Origin of the sequence: Streptomyces poonensis, from assembly GCF_014650915.1 — a bacterium.
Taxonomy (GTDB): Bacteria; Actinomycetota; Actinomycetes; order Streptomycetales; family Streptomycetaceae; genus Streptomyces; species Streptomyces poonensis.
The window spans coordinates 751,140-773,585 of the sequence record NZ_BMVW01000001.1; the positions used below are offsets into that span (position 1 = coordinate 751,140).

Here is a 22,446-nt window from a genome sequence, read left to right on the forward strand (position 1 = left end):
TCAGTCGTCGGCGAGCTCGTCCGGAGTCGACCGGGCCAGGCCGGCGAGGGTCGCCAGGGCCCGGGAGAGCGTGTCGGTGCTCGGTGAGGCGAGGCCGAGACGGATCGCGTGCGGGACACGGTGGCGGCCGACGGAGAACGCCGCGGCCGGGGTCACCGCGATGCCGTGCCGGGCTGCGGCGGCGACGAAGGTGTCGGCGCGCCACGGGTCGGGCAGCTCCCACCAGCGGAAGTACGAGCAGGGCTCGCTGCGGGTCGTGAAGTCGCCGAGGTGCAGCTGGGCGATCTCCTGGCGCGCCACCGCCTCCCGCTGCTTGGCCCGTACCAGTGTCCGGACCGTGCCGTCCGCCTGCCACCGGGCCATCGCTTCCAGCGGGAACCGCATGGGCATCCAGCTCCCCGACCGCAGCGACGCGGCGACCGCGCCCTCGAGGGCGGCGGGGACCACCGCGAAACCGAGGGACAGTCCCGGGGCCGCTCGCTTGGACAGGCTGTCGACGAGGACCGTGAGTTCGGCCGCGCGCGAGGCGAGGGGCGGTCTGTCGTCCCGGAGGAAGGCCCAGACGGCGTCCTCGATCGCGTGGATGCCCCACTTCAGCAGGACGTCGGCCAGACGGTCCAGCCGGCTGTCGGGCATGGTGAGCGACAGCGGGTTGTGCAGGGTCGGCTGGACGTACACGGCGTGCAGCGGGCCCGAGCGGTGCGCCTCCTCCACGGCCTCGGGGATCACCCCGGCCTCGTCCATGGCCAGCGGCACCAGCGTGACGCCGAGCCGGGCGGCGATCGCCTTGAGCACCGGGTAGGTCAGCTCCTCGACACCGAGCCGCGCGCCCGGCCGGGTCAGCGCGGCGACGACGGCCGAGATGGCCTGCCGGCCGCTCCCGGCGAACAGGACGCGAGCCGGGTCGGGGCGCCAGCCGCCCCGTGCGAGCAGCTCGGCTGCGGCGGCGCGGGTCGCGGCGGTGCCGTCCGGGCCGACCGGCCGCAGGGCCGACTCCAGGCTGCCGGGGTGCACCAGCGGATCGAGCCCGGCGGCGAGCAGCCCGCCCTGCTCCGGCACCACCGGGTAGTTGAGCGTCAGATCGACCCGGCTGTCCACGGGTTCGGACAGCGCGGGGGCGGCCGCGGCCGTGGTGGCGGCCCGCACGAACGTGCCACGGCCCACGTGGCCGGTGGTGAGGCCCCGGCGGGCGAGTTCCCGGTAAGCGCGGGTGGCCGTGGAGTTGGCGATGCCGTACTGCCGGGCGAACTCCCGCTGAGGAGGAAGCCGGTCGCCCGCCCTGAGGCGGCCGGCCTCGATGTCCTTCGCCACCGCGTCGGCGACGCCCCGATAGTCCACGGACCTCTCCTCCCGTACGCCGTACGCCCGCGGGCCTGAGCTCGTGGGCCCGTAGATCCGTAAGCCCGCGGGCCCGTGCCTCCGGGCATCGAAGCACAGAATTGCACCGAGTGCAATGCGTACTATTGCACCGAGAAAAGTCCCCTCCCTACACTCACATTGCTTCGCGACCAGCCGGTCCGAGGTCGGTGCGGTGCAACCGGTTGACGGGGAACGGCGGGAAGTCATGGTCGAGTTGAGCGGAGTGCTCGGAGTCGCGGCGGTGGCCCTGGGGATGGTGCTCACCCCCGGCCCGAACATGATCTATCTCGTCTCCCGGAGCATCACCCAGGGGCGGCGTGCCGGAGTCGTGTCCCTCGGCGGTGTCGCCGTGGGGTTCCTGGTGTATCTGCTGGCCACGAACCTCGGGCTCACGGCGCTCTTCATCGCGGTTCCCGGGCTGTACGTCGCCGTGAAGCTGGCCGGGGCGGCCTACCTCGCGTATCTGGCCTGGAACGCCCTGAAGCCCGGGGGTGTCTCCGTCTTCGCCCCCAAGGACATCCCGCACGACCCCCCGCGCAGACTGTTCACGATGGGGCTGATGACGAATCTCCTCAACCCGAAGATCGCCATCATGTATCTCTCCCTCATACCGCAGTTCATCGACCTGGACGCGGGGCACGTACTGGTGCAGGGCCTGCTGCTCGGCTCCGTTCAGATCGTGGTGGCCCTCACCGTGAACCTGGCCATCGTGCTGGCGGCCGGCACCATCGCCCTCTTCCTCGCCCGCCGCCCCTCCTGGCTCCGGGTCCAGCGCTACCTGATGGGGACGGCCCTCGGCCTCCTGGCCCTGTCCGTGGCCGTGGACACCTCGGCCCCGACCGCCACCGGCTGACCTGCTCCGAGTCGGGCGTCAGCCCATCGGGCGGTAGTACTGCAGGACCGGGAGCAGCTGGGCGATCCACTCGTTCGTGCGGTCCCGGCCCTTGGCGTCGACCACGCACTCGTAGAAGCGGCCGTCGACGTGGACGACGCCCATGACGAGCCCCTTGCCGTCGTGGTGCGGCCGGTAGTGGACGCTGCGCACCTGGGGCCACGGGAACTCGATGCCCCGGCCGTGGTCCTCGAAGGCGACACCGGCCGCGTCGACCACGATGGAGTTGTGGCGGTCCACGGCCAGGAACTCCGGGCCCACGGCGGGTACGGGCGTGGGCGGGGCGTGCATCGGCGGTGGGGGGCCGAACCCGGGCGGGGCCGGTGGGAGCGGGGGCTCAGGCGGCGAGGGCTGTTCGCCGTGTTCGGGCTGTTGCATCACGACGCACCGTATCTCTTCTCCCCGATGAAACATTCCGGAGGGCCCACCGCATCAATGAAGTGAAGTCACGTGGAGCCGGCACCACGACGACGTACGAAGATCAGGGGGTACGAATGAGATACGTCCGCGCGGACGGCTACCAGGAGTTCGCGGCGGCGCGCGCGGGGCACCTCTACCGGTCCGCCTGCCTGCTGACCTGCGGGGACACCCATCTCGCCGAGGACCTCGTGCAGGAGACGCTCGGGCGGGTGTACGTGAAGTGGGGGCGCGTGTCGCGGGTCGGGAACCCCGCCGCGTACGCGCAGACCATCCTCACGCGGACCTTCCTCGCGCACCAGCGGCGCCGCAGCAGCTCCGAGCGGGCCACCGACACCTTCCCCGACCTCCCCGACCAGCGCAGCGCCGACGCCGACGCGTCCCTGCGGCTGACGCTCGTCGAGGCGCTGGGCAGGCTGTCCGCCAAGGACCGGGCGGTGGTCGTCCTGCGCTACTGGGAGGACCGGAGCATCGAGGAGACCGCCGACACGATGAACGTCAGCTCGGCCGCCGTACGGACCCGCTGCGTCCGTGCCCTCTCCCGGCTCCGGGAGCTCCTCGGTGAGGACCTGGGCGAGTACGCGACCCGCTGAGTCCCGCCCCGAACGGCTCACTGATCCACCACTTACTGTTCCACTCACCCAGAAACGGTGGTTTGCCATGCCCGTCGAACACCACGAAGACCCCTTCGAGAGCCGGCTGGGCGACGCCCTGCGCCAGGCCGGCGGCACCTTCGAGACCGACCGGACCACCCTGGCCTCCGGTGGCGCGGTACGGGGACGCCGGTTCCTGTTCCGCCGCCGGGCCGCCGTCGCGGGCGGCGTCGCCGGGGTCGCGCTCGCCGGAGTGGGGGGGGCCCTGCTCGTGCCCTGGGGGGACGGAGGTACCGGCGTGAGTGGCCGGGACACCATCGCCGTCGGGTCGTCGGCCGCCTCGTCGCCCACTCCCACCGCGACCGCGACCGGTCCCGTGTCCGGCGACGAGCTCCTCCGTACGCTCAAGAGGCTGTTGCCCGAGGGGGAGGTCAGCGGCGAGGAGGCGCGCGGCACCGGTTCCGAGCTCAATCCGTACGCGCACGTCGTGTTCGACGACGGCGAGGGCGGCGGCGCGGTCTCCGTCGGGCTCGGCCGGGTGGAACCGGGCAGCGCCACGGCCCGTGACATGACGTCCTGCCCGGACAAGAGGCTCGTCCCGCACGACAGCTGCACCACCACCCGCTTGTCCGACGGTTCGGTGCTCATGCTGCTCCAGGGCTACGAGTATCCGGACCGGCGTGCGGACACCAAGCAGTGGACCGCCACTCTCGTCACCACCGAGGGCCATCACGTCCTGGTGAGCGAGTGGAACGCCGAGGCCGAGAAGGACGCCCCGATCACGCGGCCCGAGCCTCCGCTCTCCCCGGACGAGCTGAAGCGGATCGCCACCGACGCGGCCTGGCGTACGGCCGTCGACGCCATCCCCGACCCCAAGAACACCGGCTCCGACGCGCCTCCGGCCGCCGACGGCACCGGCGTCCGCAAGACGCTCGCCGGTCTGCTGCCCCGGGACATGAAGGTGGTGACGGACGGGGGCCAGGAGACCGAGTACGCCTACGTCGTGGTCGACGACGGCAAGGGCGAGAGCCTCGTGCAGGTCAATGTGCAGCCCGACATCAGGTCCTCGGACCCGAAGCTGGACATCAGCGAGGAGCTCTTCGGGTCCGGCGCCGAGGTACTGCCCGACGGCACGAAGATGACCACGAAGCAGGGGCCCGGCGACGACAAGGCCCCGGGACTGGTCATGTGGACCGTCGACACCATGCGTACGGACGGTATGCGGGTCGTGGTCAGCGCCTTCAACTCCGGTTCCCAGACCACCGCCCCGAACCGCGACACCCCCGCCCTCACCATGGCGCAGCTCAAGGAGATCGCCACGAGTGAGGAGTGGGAGAAGCTCCTCTAGGGACGGCCGCTGACAGTCGCTAGAAGAACTCCGCCCACGGCTGGTCCCAGATCTGCTTCACGCACAGGACCAGGAACAGCAGGCCCGCGATCCCCAGCATCGCGTTGCTGAGCGGTCCGTTGCGCCATTCGCGCGGTGTGCGTGAGGAGTTCAGGAGCCAGACCAGGGTGAGGGCGAGGAAGGGCATGAAGGCCGCGCCCAGGACGCCGTAGATGATGACCAGCCGGAAGGGCTGGTCCTGGAAGAGCAGGACCATGGGCGGGAAGGTCAGCCACAGGAGGTACGCGCGGAACGGCCACGACCGTTCCCGCTCCCCCGAGGCGACCTCCTCGCCCGTGGTGCGTGCGCGGCTGCGGTAGCGGGCCACGAAGTCCGCCCACATCAGGCTCACGCCGTGCCAGACGCCGATGAGGGAGGTGAAGGAGGTGGCGAAGAAACCGATCAGGAAGAACTTCGCCGTCGCCGTGCCGTACTCGTCCTCCAGGATGCCGCCGAGCTGGACGAGGCCCTTGTCGCCGCTCGCGATGGCGACGTTCGCTGAGTGCAGGAGCTCCGCCCCCACGAACAGCATCGCGATCACGAAGATGCCGGTGGTGATGTAGGCGACGCGGTTGTCGAGCCGCATCACCTTCATCCAGCCCGTGTTCGTCCAGCCCTTGGCGTTGACCCAGTAGCCGTACGCGGCGAGCGTGATGGTGCCGCCGACGCCGCCGATCAGGCCGAGGGTGTTGAGGATCGAGTCCTTCTCGTCGGGGAGGACGGGGAGCAGGCCCGCGAAGGCGTCGGCGAGGTTCGGGGTGACGCGGATCGCCAGGTAGACGGTGACGACGAACATGACGCCCACCAGGACCGTCATGACCTTCTCGAAGACCGCGTACTTGTTGAACCAGACGAAGACCAGGCCCACCAGGCCGCAGGCGATGCCCCACCATTCCAGGTCCATGACGTCCGGGAAGAGGGCTTGCAGCGGCAGTGCGCTGGAGGACATCGCCGCCGCGCCGTACACGAAGCCCCAGATCACGGCGTAGACCACGAAGAAGTACATCGTCCAGCGGCCCAGGCTCGCCCAGCCGTCGAACAGGGTGCGGCCGGTGGACAGATGCCAGCGGCCGGCCGCCTCGGCGAGGGAGATCTTGACGAGGCAGCCGATGATCGCGGCCCACAGGAGCGTGTAGCCGAAGTTGCTGCCCGCGATGAGGGTCGCGACGAGGTCACCGGCGCCGACGCCGGTGGCGGCCACGACGATGCCGGGTCCGATGTACTTCCAACTGGACTTGCGGGGCCGCGAGTCCGCGCCACTCGTGCTGTTCGCGCTGTCCCCGGTGGCCGCTCTCGTGCCGCCCGTGTTGCCTGGTTGCTCTCCGGTCGTCTCCGCCATGCCGATCAAGAAAGCGCAAAGCGAGCGGGGGCACAAGGGGGCGTGCGTCGATCGGTGTGTGATGCAGACCGGACACGATGGCCGACTCACTCCCTTGACCTGTACATGGCGTACCAGCACGATGAGCGCCACCCGCAAGGGAGTCATCGCCGGTCACCCCCACGGCCGGCGGCGGCTCCGCGCACGTCGCAAGGAACCACCCCCCGTTCCTCCCGCTCCACTCCCCTTCCGGAGATCCCGGAACCCTGGAGAACCTAGGAGACTTCATGCGACTCCGCATTCGCGGCAGAACCCCTGGCGGCAGGGCCTTTGGCGGCAGGACCCGCACCACCGTGCTCGCCGGCCTGCTGACGCTCGCCCTCGCGGGCCCGCTGGCCGCCACCACGGCCGGCGACGCCACCGCCACCGGCGCGCAGCGGCCGACGGCCTCGGCGGACGACGTCCGCCAGTACGAGATCCATGCGCGCACGAGCCCCGCCTCCCGCACGGCGATCCAGCAGGCCGGGGTCACCGTCGACGAGGCCGACGAGGAGACCGTCGTCGTCTCCGGGCGCGCCGACCAGATCGAGCGGCTGCGGCGGCTCGGGTACGAGGTGAGCCCCGTGGGCGCGGCGCCCGACCGGTCCGCGGGCGAGAACGGCGCGGACGACGTACGGCCCTTCGACTTCCCCTCCGCCGACTCCCGCTACCACAACCACGCCGAGATGACGGCGGAGATCGACCAGCGCATCGCCACGTACCCGAACATCATGAGCAAGCGCGTGATCGGCAAGTCGTACCAGGGCCGGGACATCGTCGCGATCAAGATCAGCGACAACGTGGGGACCGACGAGTCCGAGCCCGAGGTCATGTTCACCCACCACCAGCACGCCCGCGAGCACCTCACCGTGGAGATGGCGCTGTACCTGATCCGCGAGCTGGGGGCGGGCTACGGGTCCGACTCCCGTGTCACCGGCATGGTGAACAACCGGGAGATATGGATCATCCCCGACCTCAACCCGGACGGCGGCGAGTACGACATCGCGAGCGGCTCCTACCGCTCGTGGCGCAAGAACCGCCAGCCCAACAGCGGTTCGTCGTACGTCGGCACCGACCTCAACCGTAACTGGGGCTACCGGTGGGGCTGCTGCGGCGGGTCCTCCGGGTCGCCGTCCTCGGACACGTACCGCGGTACGGCGGCCGAGTCCGCGCCCGAGACCAAGGTCGTCGCGAACTTCGTGCGCAGCCGGGTCGTCGGCGGCAAGCAGCAGATCAGGGCGAGCATCGACTTCCACACCTACAGCGAGCTGGTGCTCTGGCCCTTCGGCCACACCTACTCCGACACCACCACCGGCATGACGGCCGACGACCGCAACACCTTCGCCGCGGTGGGCCAGAAGATGGCCGCCAGCAACGGCTACACACCCCAGCAGTCCAGCGACCTCTACATCACGGACGGCACGATCGACGACTGGCTGTGGGGCAACCAGAAGATCTTCGCCTACACCTTCGAGATGTACCCGTCGTCGAGCTCCGGCGGAGGTTTCTACCCGCCCGACGAGGTCATCGAGCGGGAGACCTCACGGAACCGGGACGCCGTGCTGCAGCTGCTGGAGAACGCGGACTGCATGTACCGGTCGATCGGCAAGGAGGCGCAGTACTGCGGCTAGCGCTCCGCTGAGCCCCGGTCGTCCTGGCCGGCCTCGTCGGCGTCGGTGCCCTCGTCGGCACCGCCGGCCTGGCCGGCTTCGTCAGGGGCGTCGCCGTCTTCGCCGTCGTCGAAGTACGCGTCCAGGACCTCGTCCAGCTCCGCTTCCCACTCCTTGAAGCGGTTCCGGGACGTCGCCTCGATCTCGATCGGGTACCAGCGGCGGTCGGTCGTGTGCACCGTCACGGTGAACCGCTTCCCGAAGCGCCCGGTCTCCGTCTCGAGCGCGCCGATCTCGTCCCAGCGGAACTCGCACTCCTGGTCGTCCAGGCGGAGCCGGACGCCGCGGTGGTCGGCCACGATCCGGGCCCGGCGGTCGGCGGCCTCGAAGACGGGGCCGCCGGTGGCGTCCTCCTGCTCCTCGTCCGGCTCCTCGTCCGGAATCTCGTCCGGATTCTCGCCCGGCTCCTCCCGAGAGCCCTCGGCTGCCTTGGTGTCCTCCTTCGAGTCCTCGTCCTCTCTGGAGGCCTCCGCCGTCTCGCTCCCGGGCTCGGCGGCGTCCTCCGGGTCCGTGCCCTTCTCCGGCCCGGTGTCCTTCTTGGGCTCGGCGGACACGGGCGACGTGAGCCCGGGAATGTACGCCGGGTTGACCGCGGCGACGTCCAGGGGCTGGCTGCTAGAACCTATGCGCTGCTCCACAGCGGGCAGTATGGTCGACGATCCTGTGCCGGGAACAGCCGGGACCCGAACCGGTCGGCGGGAATCCCGGGCACGGCCCGCCGCCGGCGCTCAGCCGCGCAGCTCAGCCAGCAGGGTCGGATCCGGCTGGTAGACACCGACTCCGTAGGTGAGCAACGCCTCGTGCAGGCGGCGGAGTTCGCCGCGGGCGGTCTCGGTGTCGGGGAAGTAGAGGAACAGCGATGCGGTCACGGTCTCCCCGGTTCCGCTCGTCGCCCTGACCGTTCTCCCGTCGGCGGTCAGGTTGATCCTGAACTGGCCCGGCACCTTCCATTCGTAGCCCGGTGGTGGCGTCGCCAGAACGCGGTACATGTGCGGCCGCACGCCCCGCCCTCGGACGGGCTTCACGGAGACGGTACCCAGGACCGCCCACTCACCGTGCCAGGCGCCCGCTTTCCCCATGAAACGTGACTGCAGCGTCAGACCGTCCGGCCCGGCCTCGACCGCGCTCTCCTCCGGTCTCCGCAGCATGGAGATCGCCGACGGCACGAAAACCAGACCGAGGATCACAAAGGGGAGCATCGTCAGGATGGCGAGGCTCCCGGTCAGCGCCAGCAGCCCGCCGCCGCCGACGAGCACCGCCACCCCGGCCAGACAGCCGATGCCCCGCCCCCGAGCCCACCGGGTGTACGCCACCCGTACGGGCCGGCCGTCGCCCGGGGACCCGGAGGGCGCCCGCTCCGGCGCCGTTCGCGTCGCCGTGTCCGCGAGGGACCGCGTCTTCCCCGCCGGCGTCGCGCGTACCGTCGGCGTGGGTGTCCGCGGCCGTGGCGGCTCTGCTCCGCTCAGCCACTGCAGCAGTTCCCCCGCCGTCGGCCGGTCCTCCGGCCGTTTGGCCATGCACCGGGTCACCACGTCCCGGAGCAGCCCCGGGGGCAGCCCGTCCAGCCGGGGGACGTCGTGCACGACGCGGTACAGGATCGCCGGGACCGAACCCTCCCCGAAGGGGCCCTCGCCGGTCGCCGCGTGGGCGAGTACGGAGCCGAGGGAGAAGATGTCGCTCGGCTCCCCGACCCGGCCGCCGCTCGCCTGCTCGGGCGACATGAACCCGGGCGTGCCGATGACGAGCCCCGTGGACGTCAGGGTCGACCCGCTCTCCATGGCCTTGGCGATGCCGAAGTCGATGACGCGGGGGCCGTCCTCGGTGACGAGGACGTTGGAGGGCTTCAGGTCACGGTGGACGAGCCCCGCGCGGTGGACCGACTGGAGGGCTTCGGCGAGTCCGGCGGCGAGCCGCAGCACGTCCGGTTCCGCCAGCGCGCCGTCCCGCTCGATCAGCCGGGCCAGGTCGGGGGCGTCGATGTAGTCGCTGGCGACCCAGGGCACGGCCGCGTCCGGGTCCGCGTCCACCACCGAGGCCGTCCAGAAGCCGCCGACCCGTCGCGCGGCCTCCACCTCCCGCCGGAAGCGCTCCCGGAACCCCGGCTCGGCCGCGATGTCGGCCCGTACGGCCTTGACGGCGACGCGCCGGCCGCCGGGCGACAGGCCGAGGAAGACCTGTCCCATCCCGCCCTCGCCGAGTTTCGCGGTCAGCCGGAAAGGGCCCAGTGTCCGCGGGTCGCCGGCCGTCAGCTCCTGCACTTCTCCCCCTGTTGTCCAGTTGTCGCGCAACGGCGGAATCAATGTAATGGGAACTGGCGTGTGTGCAGAGGGGGTTGGGGCTCCGCGTGACCGAAGGACCGGAACCGTGCGGGCGTTCGGGTGCGTCACGGAGGACACGGTGAGGCCGCGGGTGCGGACGTGGCGGTCCGGCCGACCGGTGGGACGAGGGGGACAGGACATGAGCGGGGGCGGAGGCACGGGCCACGGGAGAGCCGCGGATCCGGGCGGACGGGTGCGGCCGCGCGGGGCGGACGACCCCGAGTTCATCGGCCCGTACCGCGTCCTCGGACGGATCGGCTCCGGCGGCATGGGCCGGATCCATGTCGCGCGCTCGCCCGGCGGGCGGCTCGTCGCGGTCAAGACGCTGCTCGCCGAAGGAGCGGTGAGTGACGCGGACCGCAGACGCTTCGCGCGGGAGGTGAGCCTCGCGCGGCGGGTCGGCGGCATCTGCACGGCGAACGTCGTCGACGCCGACCCGGACGCGGAACGGCCCTGGCTGGCCACCGAGTTCATTCCGGCGCCCTCGCTCGACGACCTGGTGCGCGGCTGCGGCCCGCTGCCGCCCGACGCGGTGCCCTGGGTGGCCGCCGGGGCGGCGGAGGCGCTGCTCACCCTGCACGAGGCGGGCGTGGTCCACCGGGACGTCAAGCCGGGCAACATCCTGCTGCCCCCGGACGGCCCCCGCGTGATCGACTTCGGTATCTCGCACGCCGTCGACATCACCCGCACCACGCTCACCCTGGGCACGATCGCCTACACCTCGCCCGAGCAGGCCCGGGGCGAGGCGTCGACGGCCGCGTCCGACGTCTACTCCCTCGGCGCGACCCTCTTCCACCTCGCCACCGGACGGCCCCCGTACCGGGACACCGGCGACACCCTGCGCCTGCTCGCCCAGGTCTCGCGCGGGGAGCTCGACCTCGACGGGCTGCCGGCCGCGCTGTCGCCGCTGGTCACGGAGTGCCTGCGCGACGACCCGGCACGGCGGCCCGGCCCCGGCGAACTCCTCGACGAGCTGGCCCCGGCGGTCTCCGCCCGGCAGGGCACGTCCGGCGGCGCGGGCTGGCTGCCACCGGAGTGGCTGCGGCTCATCGAGGGGTACGAGGCGGAGGGGCGCGGCCTGCGGGAAGGGCACCCGCGGCCCCGGCCGCAGCAGGCGCGGCGGCCGGGGCCCGAGGCGAGTCCTCCGGACCCCCGCGCCGCTCTCGCCCAGGACAGCGGCGCAAGCCCGAACAGCACGCCGACGCAGGATCTGCGGACGCGTCCCGTTCCCGAGCCGGGCGTGACCCGCCCCTACACCCGGGCGCGTCCTGCGGCGTCGTCCTCCAGCGCGGCCACCGGCACCGGTGCCGACGCCGGTGCCCGGGAACGTTCCGGGCCTCGCGCCACGGCAGGGGAGACGGGCAGCCGGCCCCGGGCCCAGTCACGCCCTCCCCGGGCCGGCGTCCGCGCCCACTCCGCCACGCTCCGGCCCGCCCCGGCCCCCGTCCCGCCACCGGAGAAGAAGAAGTCCTCCAGCGGCTGGCTGGTGGTGCCGCTGATCTTCCTGGTCGTCATGTGGTACCTCAACACGCAGTCCCGAGACTCCAGCGGCCCGTCCACGGTGACGTCCGTGCCCACCAGGGCGTACGTCCCCGCTCCGGTGTCCTCGCCCACACCCGACGTGACCGCCCGGGCGTTCGCCGCCGTAGGCGCGGGGGACTGCCTCAACGCCTACGGAACCGGTTACGTGGGCCAGTGGAGCACCGAACTGCCGGAGCGGGTCGACTGTTCCGCGGCGGAGGCCTTCGTCCGCGTGACGTCCGTCGAGACATATGGTTCCGACTGTCCCAGCTCGGACGGCCGCGGCTACTGGGCCGCCTCCGGTCACGGCACCGTGCTGTGCCTGGAACGCCAGTTCCGCGTCGGCCAGTGCTTCCCCGCCGAGGGCGCGGCGAACAACGGCGTCCGGGCCAGCCTGCTGCGGGTGTGGAACTGCGGGGCGGACACGGTGCCGGCCGGGCACAAGTACGTCATGCAGATCACCGCCATCCACAAGGGCCCGGACGGCCGGTGCGCGGTGAACGCCCGCTACTACACGTGGTCCGTGTACGGCGGGGAGGCGTACTTGTGCGTGGTCATCGTGTGAGCCGGGCCCGCCGCCCGGAGCCCGCGCACGGCTATGCGTCGAGGTAGCGGTCGAGGACGCGGTCCAGCTGGGCGAGCCACTCGTCGCGGGTGCGCCGGCCGGGGGCGCGGAGGCTTACGGAGTACTCCTCCTCCCCGTACAGCCGCACGGTCACGTGGAGGCTCCGGCCGAGCCCCGGCACGGACGACTTCACCAGGGCGATCTCCGCCCAGGAGAAGTGGGCCTCCACCTCGCCCGTCCGGAGTGTGACGCCGTTCGCGTCCACCACGACGACGTTGCGCGCGTCGCCCAGGGTGACGGTGCCCGAGGTGTCGGCGTGGGCGCGGAGCCGCGCCCGGGCTTCCGCACTGTCGCGGAGCCGCGACAGTGCGGAGGCCCGGGCCGCCGACGCGGAGGCCGGTTCCTGCGGCACCCGCAGCGTCGGCGAGTACCCGACCGGCCCGGCCGGTGGCGCGGACCCCGTCAGCAGGTCGAGGAGCTTTCCCGGCGTCGGCCGGTCCGCCGGGGCCTTGGCGAGGCAGGCCGCCACCGCGTCCCGCAGCCCGGCGGGCAGAGCCGTGACGTCCGCCTCCTCGTGCACCGACCGGTACATCAGCGCCATGGGGGTGCCGTCCCCGAACGGGCGCCCGCCCGCCGCCGCGACGAGCACCGCGCCGAGCGCGAAGACGTCGGCGGCGCCGGTGACGTCCTCGCCGACCGCCTGTTCGGGGGCGAGGAATCCCGGCGTGCCGAAGGCGTGTCCGGTGGCCGTCAGCCGGGTGTTCTCCACGGCTCTCGCGATGCCGAAGTCGAGGACGCGGGGGCCGTCCGCGGCCATGATGACGTTGCCCGGCTTCAGATCGCGGTGGACCAGCCCGCAGGCGTGGATGGCCTCCAGGGCCTCGGCGAGCGCCGCTCCGAGCTGCCGCAGCCCCGTCTCCCCCATCGGCCCGTCCGCGTCCAGCCGGGCGGCGAGGGTGGGACCGGGGACGTACGCGGTGGCCAGCCAGGGCGGCGTGCCGTCGGGGTCGGCGTCGACGACCGGCGCCGTGTGGAAGCCGCCGACCCTGCGCGCCGCCTCGATCTCCGCGCGGAAGCGGGCACGGAAGGCGGGATCGGCCGCGAGTTCGGGCCGGGCCACTTTCACGGCGACCGGTCGGCCGGCCCGCGACCGGGCCAGGTAGACGGTGCCCATGCCACCCGATCCGAGCTCGCGCTCGACGGCGTACGGACCGATCCGCGGCATGACGGTCACGACGTCCTCCCCCGTGCCTCCCGAGTCTCCTCGCCGGGAGGCGCCCACAGTATGGCCGAGTCACGCACGATCGGGCCATGACAAAGGGCCACCACCACGGGGGCCGGCACCGGCCTCCTAGACGAACAGGCTCAGCACCGCCGCCACCACGAACCCCGCCACCGACAGCACCGACTCCAGCACCGTCCAGGACTTCAGGGTGTCGCGCTCGCTGATGCCGAAGTACTTGGCCACCATCCAGAAGCCGCCGTCGTTGACGTGCGAGGCGAAGATGGAGCCCGCCGAGATGGCCATGATGACCAGGGCGATGAAGGCCTGGGAGTGGTCGCCCTCGGACAGCAGCGGGGCCACGATGCCGGCCGTCGTGACGATGGCGACCGTCGCCGAGCCCTGGGCGACCCGGAGGACCAGCGAGATCAGGTACGCCAGGACGATCACCGGCAGGCCGACGTCGTTGAAGGTGTCCGAGAGGGCCTGGGCGATGCCGCTGCCCTTGAGGACCGCGCCGAAGACGCCGCCCGCGCCGACGACGAGCAGGATGTTGCCGACCGGCTTGAGGGACGAGGTGGACACGGTCTCCAGGGACTTGCGGGACCAGCCGCGGCGGATACCGAGCAGGTAGTATGCGAGGAACAGCGCCAGGGTCAGCGCCACGAAGGGGTTGCCGAAGAACTCGATGACCGAGCGGCCCGTGGACGGGTCCAGCGCGATGGAGGAGAACGTCGCGGCGAGGATCAGGACCAGCGGCGTACCGATGATGGCGAGGACCGTGCCGAGCGGCACCGGCTTCTCCTGCGGCTCGACCCCGGACGCCCGCTGCTCGTCCACGACCGCCTGCTTGGCCTCGGCGGCCGCCTCCACCATGTCCTGCGGTACGGCGACGAAGATCCGCTTGCCGATCCAGGCCGAGTAGGCCCAGGCCGCCAGGACCGCGGGGACACCGCAGACGACGCCCATGAGGATGACCCAGCCGAGGTCCACGTGCAGCAGGCCGGCCGCGGCGACCGGGCCGGGGTGCGGGGGCAGGAAGGCGTGGGTGACGGACAGGCCCGCGAGCAGCGGCATGCAGTACAGCAGGATCGACTTGCCGGAGCGCTTGGCGGCGGCGTACACGATGGGCGCCAGGACGAAGATGCCGACGTCGAAGAAGACCGGGATGCCGAAGATCAGGCCGGTCAGGCCCATGGCCAGGGGCGCCCGCTTCTCGCCGAACAGGCCGAGCAGCCGGGAGGCCAGTACCTGGGCTCCGCCGCTGACCTCGAGGATCGCACCGAGCATCGTACCCAGGCCGATGATGATGGCGACGTGGCCGAGGATGCCGCCCATGCCCGACTCGATGGTGGAGACGGCGTCGGAGCGCTGGACGGTGCCGAAGAGTTCGGTGACGGACAGGCCGGCCGCGAGGCCCACGGCTATGGAGACCGCGAGGAGGGCCACGAAGGGCTGGAGTCTGACCTTGATGATCAGGACGAGGAGAAGGACGATGCCGAGCGCCGCGACGGTGAGCAGGCCCGCGGTGCCGTCGATGAGGGCGAGCAGGCCGCCGGTGTGGGGTGGGGCCTCGGCGGGTGCGGAAGCGGCGAGCGGGTAGGACAGATGGGACATACGGGGGTCCTCTGCGTGGATACATACAGCTTTCGGGCAGGGAGGAGCGCGGCACGGCGCCCCGTGGGGTGCGCGGGGTGCCGTGCCGTGTACTGCGTGCGGGTGTGGGGGGACCGTCAGCGCGTCAGCCGAGTACGGCCAGCGCGTCGATCTCGATGAGGAGGCCCGCGGGCAGGCCCACGTAGACGGTGGTGCGGGCGGCGGGCGGAGCCGTGAGGTGCTGCTCCTCGAAGTACTGGTTGTAGATCGAGTTCATCTCGGCGAAGTGGTCGACGTCCGTGAGGTAGACGCGGATCATCATCACGTCGTCCCAGGTCGCGCCGCCCTCTTCGAGGATCGCCTTGACGTTGGCGAGGGTCTGGAGGGTCTGCTCGCGCAGGGTCGGGCCGACGGGCGTCGGGGGCTTGCCCTCCTCGGCCGGTGCGAAGCCGACCTGCCCGGCGACCTGGAGGATGTTGCCCTTCTTCACGCCGTGCGAGAACTTCGCGGGCGGGGTGGTGTGCGTCTTCGGGGTGAGGGCGGTCTTGTCGGTCATGCGCTGTCCTTCATACGGTCTTTCACGCGGTCTTTCACGAGGTCTTTCACACGGTGTCCGGTGCCGGTGTCCTGCCTGAGTACTCCCGGCTGACGGCGTCGGCGGTGCGGCGCACCGACGGGAGGAGGGTGAGGAGTTCGTCGGCGGTGACGACGACGTTCGGCGCGGAGACCGACATCGCGGCGACCACCCGGCCGTCGGTGCCGCGGATGGGGGCGGCGACACAGTTGATGGACTCCTCGTGGCCGCCGAGATCGGTGGCCCAGCCCTGTTCGCGCACCTTCGCCAGCTCCTTGAGGAAGGCGGGGGCGTTGGGCGTCGAACGGGACGTGTACGTGGGGTAGTCGAGCTTCTCCGCGACGGCGCGGCGCTCGGCCTCGGGCAGATCGGCGAGCAGCAGCTTGGCCACGGCGGCGACCGTGATGGCGACGGGCTTGCCGATCCGCGAGTACATGCGGACCGGGTAGCGGCTCTCCACCTTGTCGATGTAGAGCACCTCGTTCTCCTCGTACACGGCGAGGTGGACGGTGTGCCCGCACTCCTCGTTGAGGCGTACCAGGTGGGGGTGGGCGATCTCGCGGACGTCCAGGTTCTCCACGGCCTCCTGGGCGAGGGCGAAGAGCCGGGCGCCGAGACGGTAGCGCTGGTCGGACTGGCGGTAGACGAAGCCGTGCTCGTGCAGGGTGCGCAGCAGCCGCAGGGCCGTGGACTTGTGGACGCCGAGCCGGTCGGCGACCTGGCCGAGGTCGGCGGGCCCTTCGGCGAGCAGCGGCAGGATGCTCAGCGCGCGGTCGACGGTCTGGCTCATGGGATGCGTACCTCCTCCTCGGCCCGTACGACGGCTTCGTCGACGGCTTGCGTCCAGCCGGGGCCGAGTCGCAGTCTCCCCCACGCCGCGTCGTCCAGGGCGGCCAGGCGGTCGGCGTGGTCGCGGGTGGGAGGGGTGCCGAGGTCGCCGGGGACGGTCAGGGCGGAGGCGGCCATGAGGTGGCCGTGCCGGAGCCGGTCCCGGACGGGCAGCCCGCGCAGGGTGGCGGAGAGGAACCCGGCGGCGAAGGCGTCACCGGCCCCCACGGCGGCGACGACGTCGACGTTCAGGGCGGGGACGGCGGTGGCGGTGCCCATGGCGTCCTCGCACAGGCCTCCGGTTCCCTCGGTGTTCTTGTCGAACACCGTCGCCCCGCCCCGGCCCTGCTTGATGACGAGGACGTCCGGCTCGGGGAGGGCGTTCCCGATCGCCCGCGCGCCGTGCAGTCCCCAGGCCTGCCGCGCCTCGTCGTCCCCGACGAACACGAGGTCGGCGCGGCGCGCCAGCTCCAGCAGCACCCGCGGCCCGTCCGGGTGACCGTGGTCGCGCCACAGCCCCGGGCGGTAGTTGACGTCGAAGGAGACGAGCGGGCGTCCGGGGCCGGGCTCCGTCAGCTTCCACAGCAGGTCCAGGCACTCCGCGGACAGCGCGGCGGTGATCCCGGTGAGGTGCAGTACGCGCCCCGCGCGGGCCGCCTCCAGGTCCACGCTGCCGACGGACATCGCCGACGCGGCCGACCCGGCCCGGTAGTACGCCACCTCGTGCGCGTCGGTCGCCCGGTCCCCGGCCGTGCGGAAGTAGACCCCCGTCGGCCGCTCCGGGTCCCGCCGCACCGCGCTCACGTCGACGCCGTACGACCCGATCCGCTCGACCAGATGGTCCCCGAAGCCGTCCGTGCCGACCCGGCTCACCCACTTCACGCGGTGTCCGAGTCCGGCCAGTCCGCACGCCACGTTGGACTCCGCTCCCCCGATGCCGCGCTCGAAGGACGGGACGTCGGCGAGACGGCCCGGGCGGGTGGGCAGGAAGGTGACCATGGACTCGCCGAGCGTGACGACGTCCACCGCGTCGTCCACCACGTCGGGAGCGGCGCTGGGGGATCCGTCGGCGTCGGCGGTCACGATGGTCGTAGCTCCTCTGCGTCGCGCACGGTCCTCGGCGGCTCCGTTGACCGGCGTTGGCCGAGATGTTAGACAGCAGTGAGCGACATACGCAATGAGTGTTGCAGGGAGTGCAACACGCCTGATCAGGGAGGCTCCATGGCCGTTGAAGCGATCGCAGGGCTGGCCGAGGAACGCGTCGACCACCGCTTCAAGGGCCTCCCGCCGGACGCCGACGGACTGACCGTCGGCGAGCTGGCCGCCCAGCGCCGCAACCTGTTCACCGACGGCTTCACCACCCCCGTCCTGGCCCTCTCCGCCGAGCGCCTGGAGCACAACCTGAAGCTGATGGAGACCTACGCGGCCCGGCACGGCCTCGCCTTCGCCCCGCACGGCAAGACCTCCATGGCCCCGCAGCTGTTCCACCGTCAGATCCAGCACGGCGCCTGGGGCATCACGCTGGCGGTGCCGCACCAGGTGCGGGTGGCGCGGGCGTTCGGCGTCCGGCGGGTCTTCCTCGCCAACGAACTCGTCGACGCGGCCGCCCTGCGCTGGCTCTCCGCCGAGCTCGACGCCGACCCGACCTTCCGCTTCGTCTGCTACGTCGACTCCGTGCGCGGGGTGGAGCTGATGGACGCGGCACTGACCGGTGCCGGCGCCTCCCGCCCCGTCGACGTCGTCGTCGAACTCGCCGCCGGGGAGGGCGCCCGGACCGGGGTGCGCACAGAGACCGAGTGCGCGGCCGTCGCCGACGCGGTGGCCGGGGCCCGGACCCTGCGGCTCGCCGGCGTCGCGGGCTACGAGGGCGAGGTCCCGGCCGCCGATCCGGAGCGCGTACGCGCCTACCTGCGCCGGCTCGTCACGCTGGCCGCCGGCTTCGACAAGGAGGGACGCTTCGCGGGAGCGGGGCTGGACGAGATCGTCGTCAGCGCGGGCGGCAGCGCCTGGTTCGACGCGGTGGCCGACGTCTTCGCCGACATCCCCGAACTGTCCGCCCCCGTACTGAAGCTGCTGCGCTCGGGCGCCTACGTCTCGCACGACGACGGCCACTACCGCGAGCTGACCCCGTTCAACCGCGTCCCCGAGGAGGGCGCCCTGGAGCCGGCGTTCCGGCTGTGGACGCAGGTCGTCTCCCGGCCCTCCGCCGAGCAGGCCTTCGTCAACGCGGGCAAGCGCGACGCGGCCTACGACCTGCACCTCCCCTTCGCCCAGGTGGTCCGCCGCGACGGCGCCGAGCGCCCGGCCACCGGCATCGAGGTGACCGCCCTGTCCGACCAGCACGCCTGGCTGCGCACCGGAGCGGACACGGACCTGGAGGTGGGCGACTGGGTGGGCCTCGGGCTGTCCCACCCGTGCACGTCCTTCGACAAGTGGCCGCTGATCCCCCTCGTCCAGGCGGACGGCACGGTCGTCGACTACATCCGCACGTACTTCTGAGGAGGCTGTTCGTGGAAGACCTGGTCATCCGGGACGCGGAGGTCGTGGACGGCTCCGGCGCCGACTCGTACAGAGCCGACGTGGTGGTCGACGACGGCCGGATCGTCTCGATCGTCAAGGAGGCCGCCGCCGCGGGCTGCCAGCGCCCGGACGCGATGCGGGAGCTGGACGCCGAGGGGCTCGTCCTCTCCCCCGGCTTCATCGACATGCACGCCCACAGCGACCTCGCCCTCCTCCGCGACCCGGACCACAGCGCGAAGGCCGCCCAGGGGGTCACCCTGGAGGTCATCGGCCAGGACGGGCTGTCGTACGCGCCCGTCGACGACCGCACCCTCGCCGAGGTCCGCAGGGCGATCACCGGCTGGAACGGGTACGGGGACGACATCGACTTCACCTGGCGCACGGTCGGCGAGTACCTGGACCGGCTCGACCACGGCTTCGGCGGCGAGGGCATCGCGGTCAACGCCGCCTATCTGATCCCGCAGGGCACCGTCCGCATGCTCGCGATGGGCTGGGAGGACCGCGAGCCGACGCCCGCCGAGCTGGACCGCATGCGGCAGCTGGTCGCCGAGGGGATGGAGCAGGGCGCCGTCGGCATGTCGTCCGGGCTCACCTACACGCCCGGCATGTACGCCAAGGACGCGGAGCTCACCGAGCTGTGCCGGGTGGTCGGCGAGCGCGGCGGCTACTACTGCCCGCACCACCGCTCGTACGGCGCGGGCGCCCTGGAGGCGTACGAGGAGATGGTCGCCCTGACCCGGGAGGCCGGCTGCCCCCTCCACCTCGCCCACGCCACCATGAACTTCGGCCCGAACAAGGGCCGCGCGCCCGAGCTGCTGGCCCTGCTGGACGACGCGCTGGCCACCGGCGCCGACATCACCCTCGACACCTACCCGTACACCCCCGGCTGCACGACCCTCGTGGCGCTGCTGCCGAGCTGGGCGAGCGAGGGCGGCCCCGAGGAGACCCTGCGGCGGCTGGCCGACGAGGAGACCGCCGAGCGGATCCGCCACCACCTGGAGGCCCTCGGCTCGGACGGCTGCCACGGCGTCCCCGTGGAGTGGGAGACCATCGAGATCTCCGGCGTGACCGACCCGTCCCTGGCCGGGTACGTGGGCCGTACGGTCCGGGAGTCGGCGGACCTGCGCGGCGAGACCCCCTGGACCGTGGCCCGCCGCCTCCTCCGCACCGACCGGCTCGGCCCGACGATCCTCCAGCACGTGGGCCACGAGGAGAACGTACGGGCGATCATGCGGCACCGCGTCCACACGGGCGGCTCCGACGGCATCCTCCAGGGCGGAAAGCCGCACCCGCGCGCGTACGGCACGTTCCCGCGCTATCTCGGGACGTACGTACGGGAGCTGGGCGTGCTGTCGCTGGAGGAGTGCGTCGCCCATCTCACCGGGCGCCCGGCGGCCCGGCTGCGGCTGCCCGACCGGGGTCTGGTGCGGGAGGGGTACCGGGCCGACCTCGTCCTGTTCGACCCGGCGGCGGTCGCGGCGGGCTCCACCTTCGCCGAGCCTCGGACGCTGCCCGTGGGCATCCCGCACGTTCTCGTCGACGGCCGGTTCGTGATGGAGGACGGGCGCCGGACGGACGTCCTGGCGGGGCGGGCGGTGCGGCGGGCTCCCCGGCCCCGATGACCGGCCCGGCCCGTCCTGCCCGGGCCGCGGCTCCGGCAGAACGCGGCCGCAGGGCCGTTTCAGGGCCGGCTCCGGCGGATCTCCTCCCACGCCTCGTCGATGTACTGGAGGAGTTCCCCGCCACTGGCCGTGATCCGGGCGCCCACCTCCCGGCTCTGCCGTTCCCGGGCGGGGGTGACCCGTCCGGCGAAGAAGACCGCCGGCCCGACGAAACGTTCCTGCTCGCGCCAGCGCGCGAGATCGGTGAGCCCGGCGTCCCGGTCCGCTCCGCGCGCGATGTCGGACAGCAGCAGGTCGACGGGACGGCTGCGCAGGACGCGCTCGGCGGACCACCCGTCCTCGGCCAGCAGGACCTCTGCCCCCCTGCCCTCCAGATACGAGACGAGACTCCGGTTGCCCTCCGGCCTGTCGTCGACCCACAGGACCTGGAGGCCGGCGTACGTCTCCCGCTGCCGTGCGGGCACGCCGCCGCTCCCACGCGGCGTCCCCTCGTCCGTCCGCAGCTCCACGACCGGAGTCACTCCGCCCTCCCTCAGCCGCTGCACCAGCTCGTCCGCCTGCGGCAGCCGCAGCCACTCCTCGACGAGGTGGACGAAGTTCTGGTCGCGGGCGAGCGCCGGATAGGCGGTGGGCAGCTCCTCCTCCAGCCGGGCGAGGACGGCCGTCCAGCTCTCCAGGTCCGGCGCCGGCGCCGGCTCGGCCAGGCCGTGCCCGGTGACACAGGCCACCGTGGTCTGCCAGTCCTCGGACCGCGGTCGCACCCCCTGTCCCAGCACCCGCCGGGCCGTGCGGTACTCGAGGAACTCCCGGGCCGCGTTCGGGTGGATACCGTCGCCGGTGACGAGGATGCGGTAGAAGTCGCCGTACAGATACTGGAGCAGCAGCGTTCTGATCACCGCCTCCGGCTCGAATCGCGCCCATACCGGGTTGAGCGAGCACTCCAGCCCGAAGCCGTTGATCAGCCGTTTGATCCGGCGCGGGTTGCGGGCCGAGCGGTCGGCTATCAGCTTCACCAGGTCGTCGTCGAGCAGTTCCCGCAGGCCGGAGCGTTCCGCGCAGTGCCTGACGTACGCCTGCACCTCGTCCCCGCCCGGCGCCGGCAGCCGGTAGCTGGTCTGGAAGATCTTCTCCATGAAGGCCGAGCCGGTCGGTCCGAGGTCCCGCAGGAGCCCGGACGGGCCGAGTGCCGAGCGGTCGCAGCCGATGACGAAGGCGAGGCCGGGGATGTCCAGGTAGACCTTCACCGCCTCGCAGACCGCGAGGACCGTCTCCTCCGAGCAGCGGTCGAGGTCGTCGATGAACACGACGAGCAGCCGGCGGGGCTCGTACGGCGCCGACTCGGCCCACTCGGTCGCGAGGTCGCGCAGCGCGTCCCGCATGTCGTTCCGGGACCTAGCGTCGACGGACAGGGCCTGCCAGAAGCGGTCGACCAGCCCGGCCACGCCGAACGGCGCCAGCACCACGCCCAGGGTCGCGCCGATCGCGGTGAGCAGGGTCCGCCGCTCGGACAGCCGGTGCAGGGCGCGGCGCAGGGCCCGCCGGTCGAAGCTCATCAGCACGGACTTGATGAGCCCCTCCAGGGCGTCGCCGCCGGTGGAGGTCCAGGCGTTGTACCAGACCACCTCGACGTCCCGCTGCTGCGCCACCTCCGCCTCGACCAGCCGCATGAGACTGCTCTTGCCCATCCCCCAGCCGGCGTCGACGGCGAGCGTGAACGGTGTGGCCGTGCGGGAGTCGTGCAGCAGCTTGGCGATCTCCCGGGCGGCCCGTCCGCTGCCGAGCACATCGCCCTCGGACGCCGCCACCGGTTCGTCGTTGAGCAGCGAGAAGTCCATGCGGTCCCCCATCCTCTCCGTCGGCCGGGACAACTTACCCGCACTGGCGGCGAGTTGCGGCGCCGGACGCCGCGCCGGACGGGCCCCGGGCCCGGCGCCGGAGCCGCCCGGTGCCGCGCTCATGGCGGCCGGACCGGTCGTGGCCCCGTCGGCCCACCGCCGCCCGCCGC

At 72.4% G+C, this 22,446-nt stretch carries 18 protein-coding genes; 7 read left to right on the plus strand and 11 right to left on the minus strand.

The features are described 5' to 3' along the window. Positions 1-1,338, minus strand: a complete 1,338-nt coding sequence (locus IE242_RS03330; protein ID WP_189855075.1) for an aminotransferase-like domain-containing protein — start codon at positions 1,336-1,338, stop codon at positions 1-3. A gap of 226 nt (positions 1,339-1,564) precedes the next feature. On the opposite strand from IE242_RS03330, the gene IE242_RS03335 reads away from it, so the two are divergent. Beyond that, positions 1,565-2,212 (plus strand): LysE family translocator, encoded by a 648-nt coding sequence (locus IE242_RS03335; RefSeq protein ID WP_189855077.1) that lies wholly within the window; start codon positions 1,565-1,567, stop codon positions 2,210-2,212. Positions 2,213-2,230: 18 nt separating this feature from the next. Here the strand turns inward: IE242_RS03335 and IE242_RS03340 are convergent, their stop codons facing one another. Beyond that, positions 2,231-2,629 (minus strand): hypothetical protein, encoded by a 399-nt coding sequence (locus IE242_RS03340; RefSeq protein ID WP_189855079.1) that lies wholly within the window; start codon positions 2,627-2,629, stop codon positions 2,231-2,233. Positions 2,630-2,745: 116 nt separating this feature from the next. On the opposite strand from IE242_RS03340, the gene IE242_RS03345 reads away from it, so the two are divergent. Together IE242_RS03345 and IE242_RS03350 are read left to right on the plus strand one after the other, a co-directional pair. Next, on the plus strand, positions 2,746-3,261 hold the full coding sequence (locus IE242_RS03345; protein ID WP_189855080.1) for a SigE family RNA polymerase sigma factor: 516 nt from the start codon (positions 2,746-2,748) through the stop codon (positions 3,259-3,261). Positions 3,262-3,328: 67 nt separating this feature from the next. Then, complete coding sequence (locus tag IE242_RS03350) at positions 3,329-4,609, plus strand: hypothetical protein (RefSeq protein WP_189855082.1); 1,281 nt, start codon at positions 3,329-3,331, stop codon at positions 4,607-4,609. 19 nt (positions 4,610-4,628) lie between these two features. Here the strand turns inward: IE242_RS03350 and IE242_RS03355 are convergent, their stop codons facing one another. Continuing rightward, entirely contained in the window at positions 4,629-5,987 is a 1,359-nt protein-coding gene (locus IE242_RS03355; protein WP_189855084.1) for an Nramp family divalent metal transporter, read from the minus strand. 266 nt (positions 5,988-6,253) lie between these two features. Between IE242_RS03355 and IE242_RS03360 the strand changes: the two genes are divergently transcribed. Then, on the plus strand, positions 6,254-7,636 hold the full coding sequence (locus IE242_RS03360) for a M14 family metallopeptidase (protein ID WP_189855086.1): 1,383 nt from the start codon (positions 6,254-6,256) through the stop codon (positions 7,634-7,636). On the opposite strand, the gene IE242_RS03365 is transcribed toward IE242_RS03360, so the two are convergent. Further along, a complete protein-coding gene (locus tag IE242_RS03365; RefSeq protein WP_189855088.1) occupies positions 7,633-8,313 on the minus strand; it encodes a hypothetical protein in 681 nt (226 codons plus the stop codon). The two genes, IE242_RS03360 and IE242_RS03365, sit on opposite strands and share 4 nt — an antisense overlap. Positions 8,314-8,403: 90 nt before the next feature. Continuing rightward, positions 8,404-9,933, minus strand: a complete 1,530-nt coding sequence (locus tag IE242_RS03370; protein ID WP_189855090.1) for a serine/threonine-protein kinase — start codon at positions 9,931-9,933, stop codon at positions 8,404-8,406. A 199-nt stretch (positions 9,934-10,132) separates the two neighbouring features. Between IE242_RS03370 and IE242_RS03375 the strand changes: the two genes are divergently transcribed. Then, positions 10,133-12,079: a serine/threonine protein kinase gene (locus IE242_RS03375; protein WP_189855092.1), complete on the plus strand. Its 1,947-nt coding sequence runs from the start codon at positions 10,133-10,135 to the stop codon at positions 12,077-12,079. A gap of 31 nt (positions 12,080-12,110) precedes the next feature. On the opposite strand, the gene IE242_RS03380 is transcribed toward IE242_RS03375, so the two are convergent. The 5 genes from IE242_RS03380 to IE242_RS03400 all read right to left on the minus strand — a co-directional run bounded on the left by IE242_RS03380 (position 12,111) and on the right by IE242_RS03400 (position 17,298). Then, the gene (locus IE242_RS03380; RefSeq protein ID WP_189856359.1) at positions 12,111-13,304 is read right to left on the minus strand and encodes a serine/threonine-protein kinase; all 1,194 of its coding nucleotides are present in this window, start codon (positions 13,302-13,304) and stop codon (positions 12,111-12,113) included. A gap of 126 nt (positions 13,305-13,430) precedes the next feature. Then, a complete protein-coding gene (locus tag IE242_RS03385) occupies positions 13,431-14,918 on the minus strand; it encodes a GntP family permease (protein WP_189855094.1) in 1,488 nt (495 codons plus the stop codon). 124 nt (positions 14,919-15,042) lie between these two features. Next, positions 15,043-15,453: a RidA family protein gene (locus IE242_RS03390; RefSeq protein ID WP_030571989.1), complete on the minus strand. Its 411-nt coding sequence runs from the start codon at positions 15,451-15,453 to the stop codon at positions 15,043-15,045. A gap of 46 nt (positions 15,454-15,499) precedes the next feature. Then, a complete protein-coding gene (locus IE242_RS03395) occupies positions 15,500-16,261 on the minus strand; it encodes an IclR family transcriptional regulator (RefSeq protein WP_189855097.1) in 762 nt (253 codons plus the stop codon). Next, complete coding sequence (locus tag IE242_RS03400) at positions 16,258-17,298, minus strand: sugar kinase (RefSeq protein ID WP_229858316.1); 1,041 nt, start codon at positions 17,296-17,298, stop codon at positions 16,258-16,260. The genes IE242_RS03395 and IE242_RS03400 overlap by 4 nt, the downstream gene beginning before the upstream one ends. Before the next feature lie 222 nt (positions 17,299-17,520). Between IE242_RS03400 and IE242_RS03405 the strand changes: the two genes are divergently transcribed. Both IE242_RS03405 and IE242_RS03410 read left to right on the plus strand, forming a co-directional pair. Continuing rightward, positions 17,521-18,798 carry an amino acid deaminase gene (locus IE242_RS03405; RefSeq protein ID WP_189855099.1) on the plus strand — a complete coding sequence of 426 codons (1,278 nt, stop codon included), beginning with the start codon at positions 17,521-17,523 and terminating at the stop codon, positions 18,796-18,798. Between the two features lie 11 nt (positions 18,799-18,809). After that, complete coding sequence (locus IE242_RS03410; protein ID WP_189855101.1) at positions 18,810-20,441, plus strand: N-acyl-D-amino-acid deacylase family protein; 1,632 nt, start codon at positions 18,810-18,812, stop codon at positions 20,439-20,441. Between the two features lie 59 nt (positions 20,442-20,500). Here the strand turns inward: IE242_RS03410 and IE242_RS03415 are convergent, their stop codons facing one another. Continuing rightward, positions 20,501-22,288 carry a P-loop NTPase fold protein gene (locus IE242_RS03415; RefSeq protein WP_229858103.1) on the minus strand — a complete coding sequence of 596 codons (1,788 nt, stop codon included), beginning with the start codon at positions 22,286-22,288 and terminating at the stop codon, positions 20,501-20,503. Between the last annotated feature and the right edge of the window lie 158 nt (positions 22,289-22,446).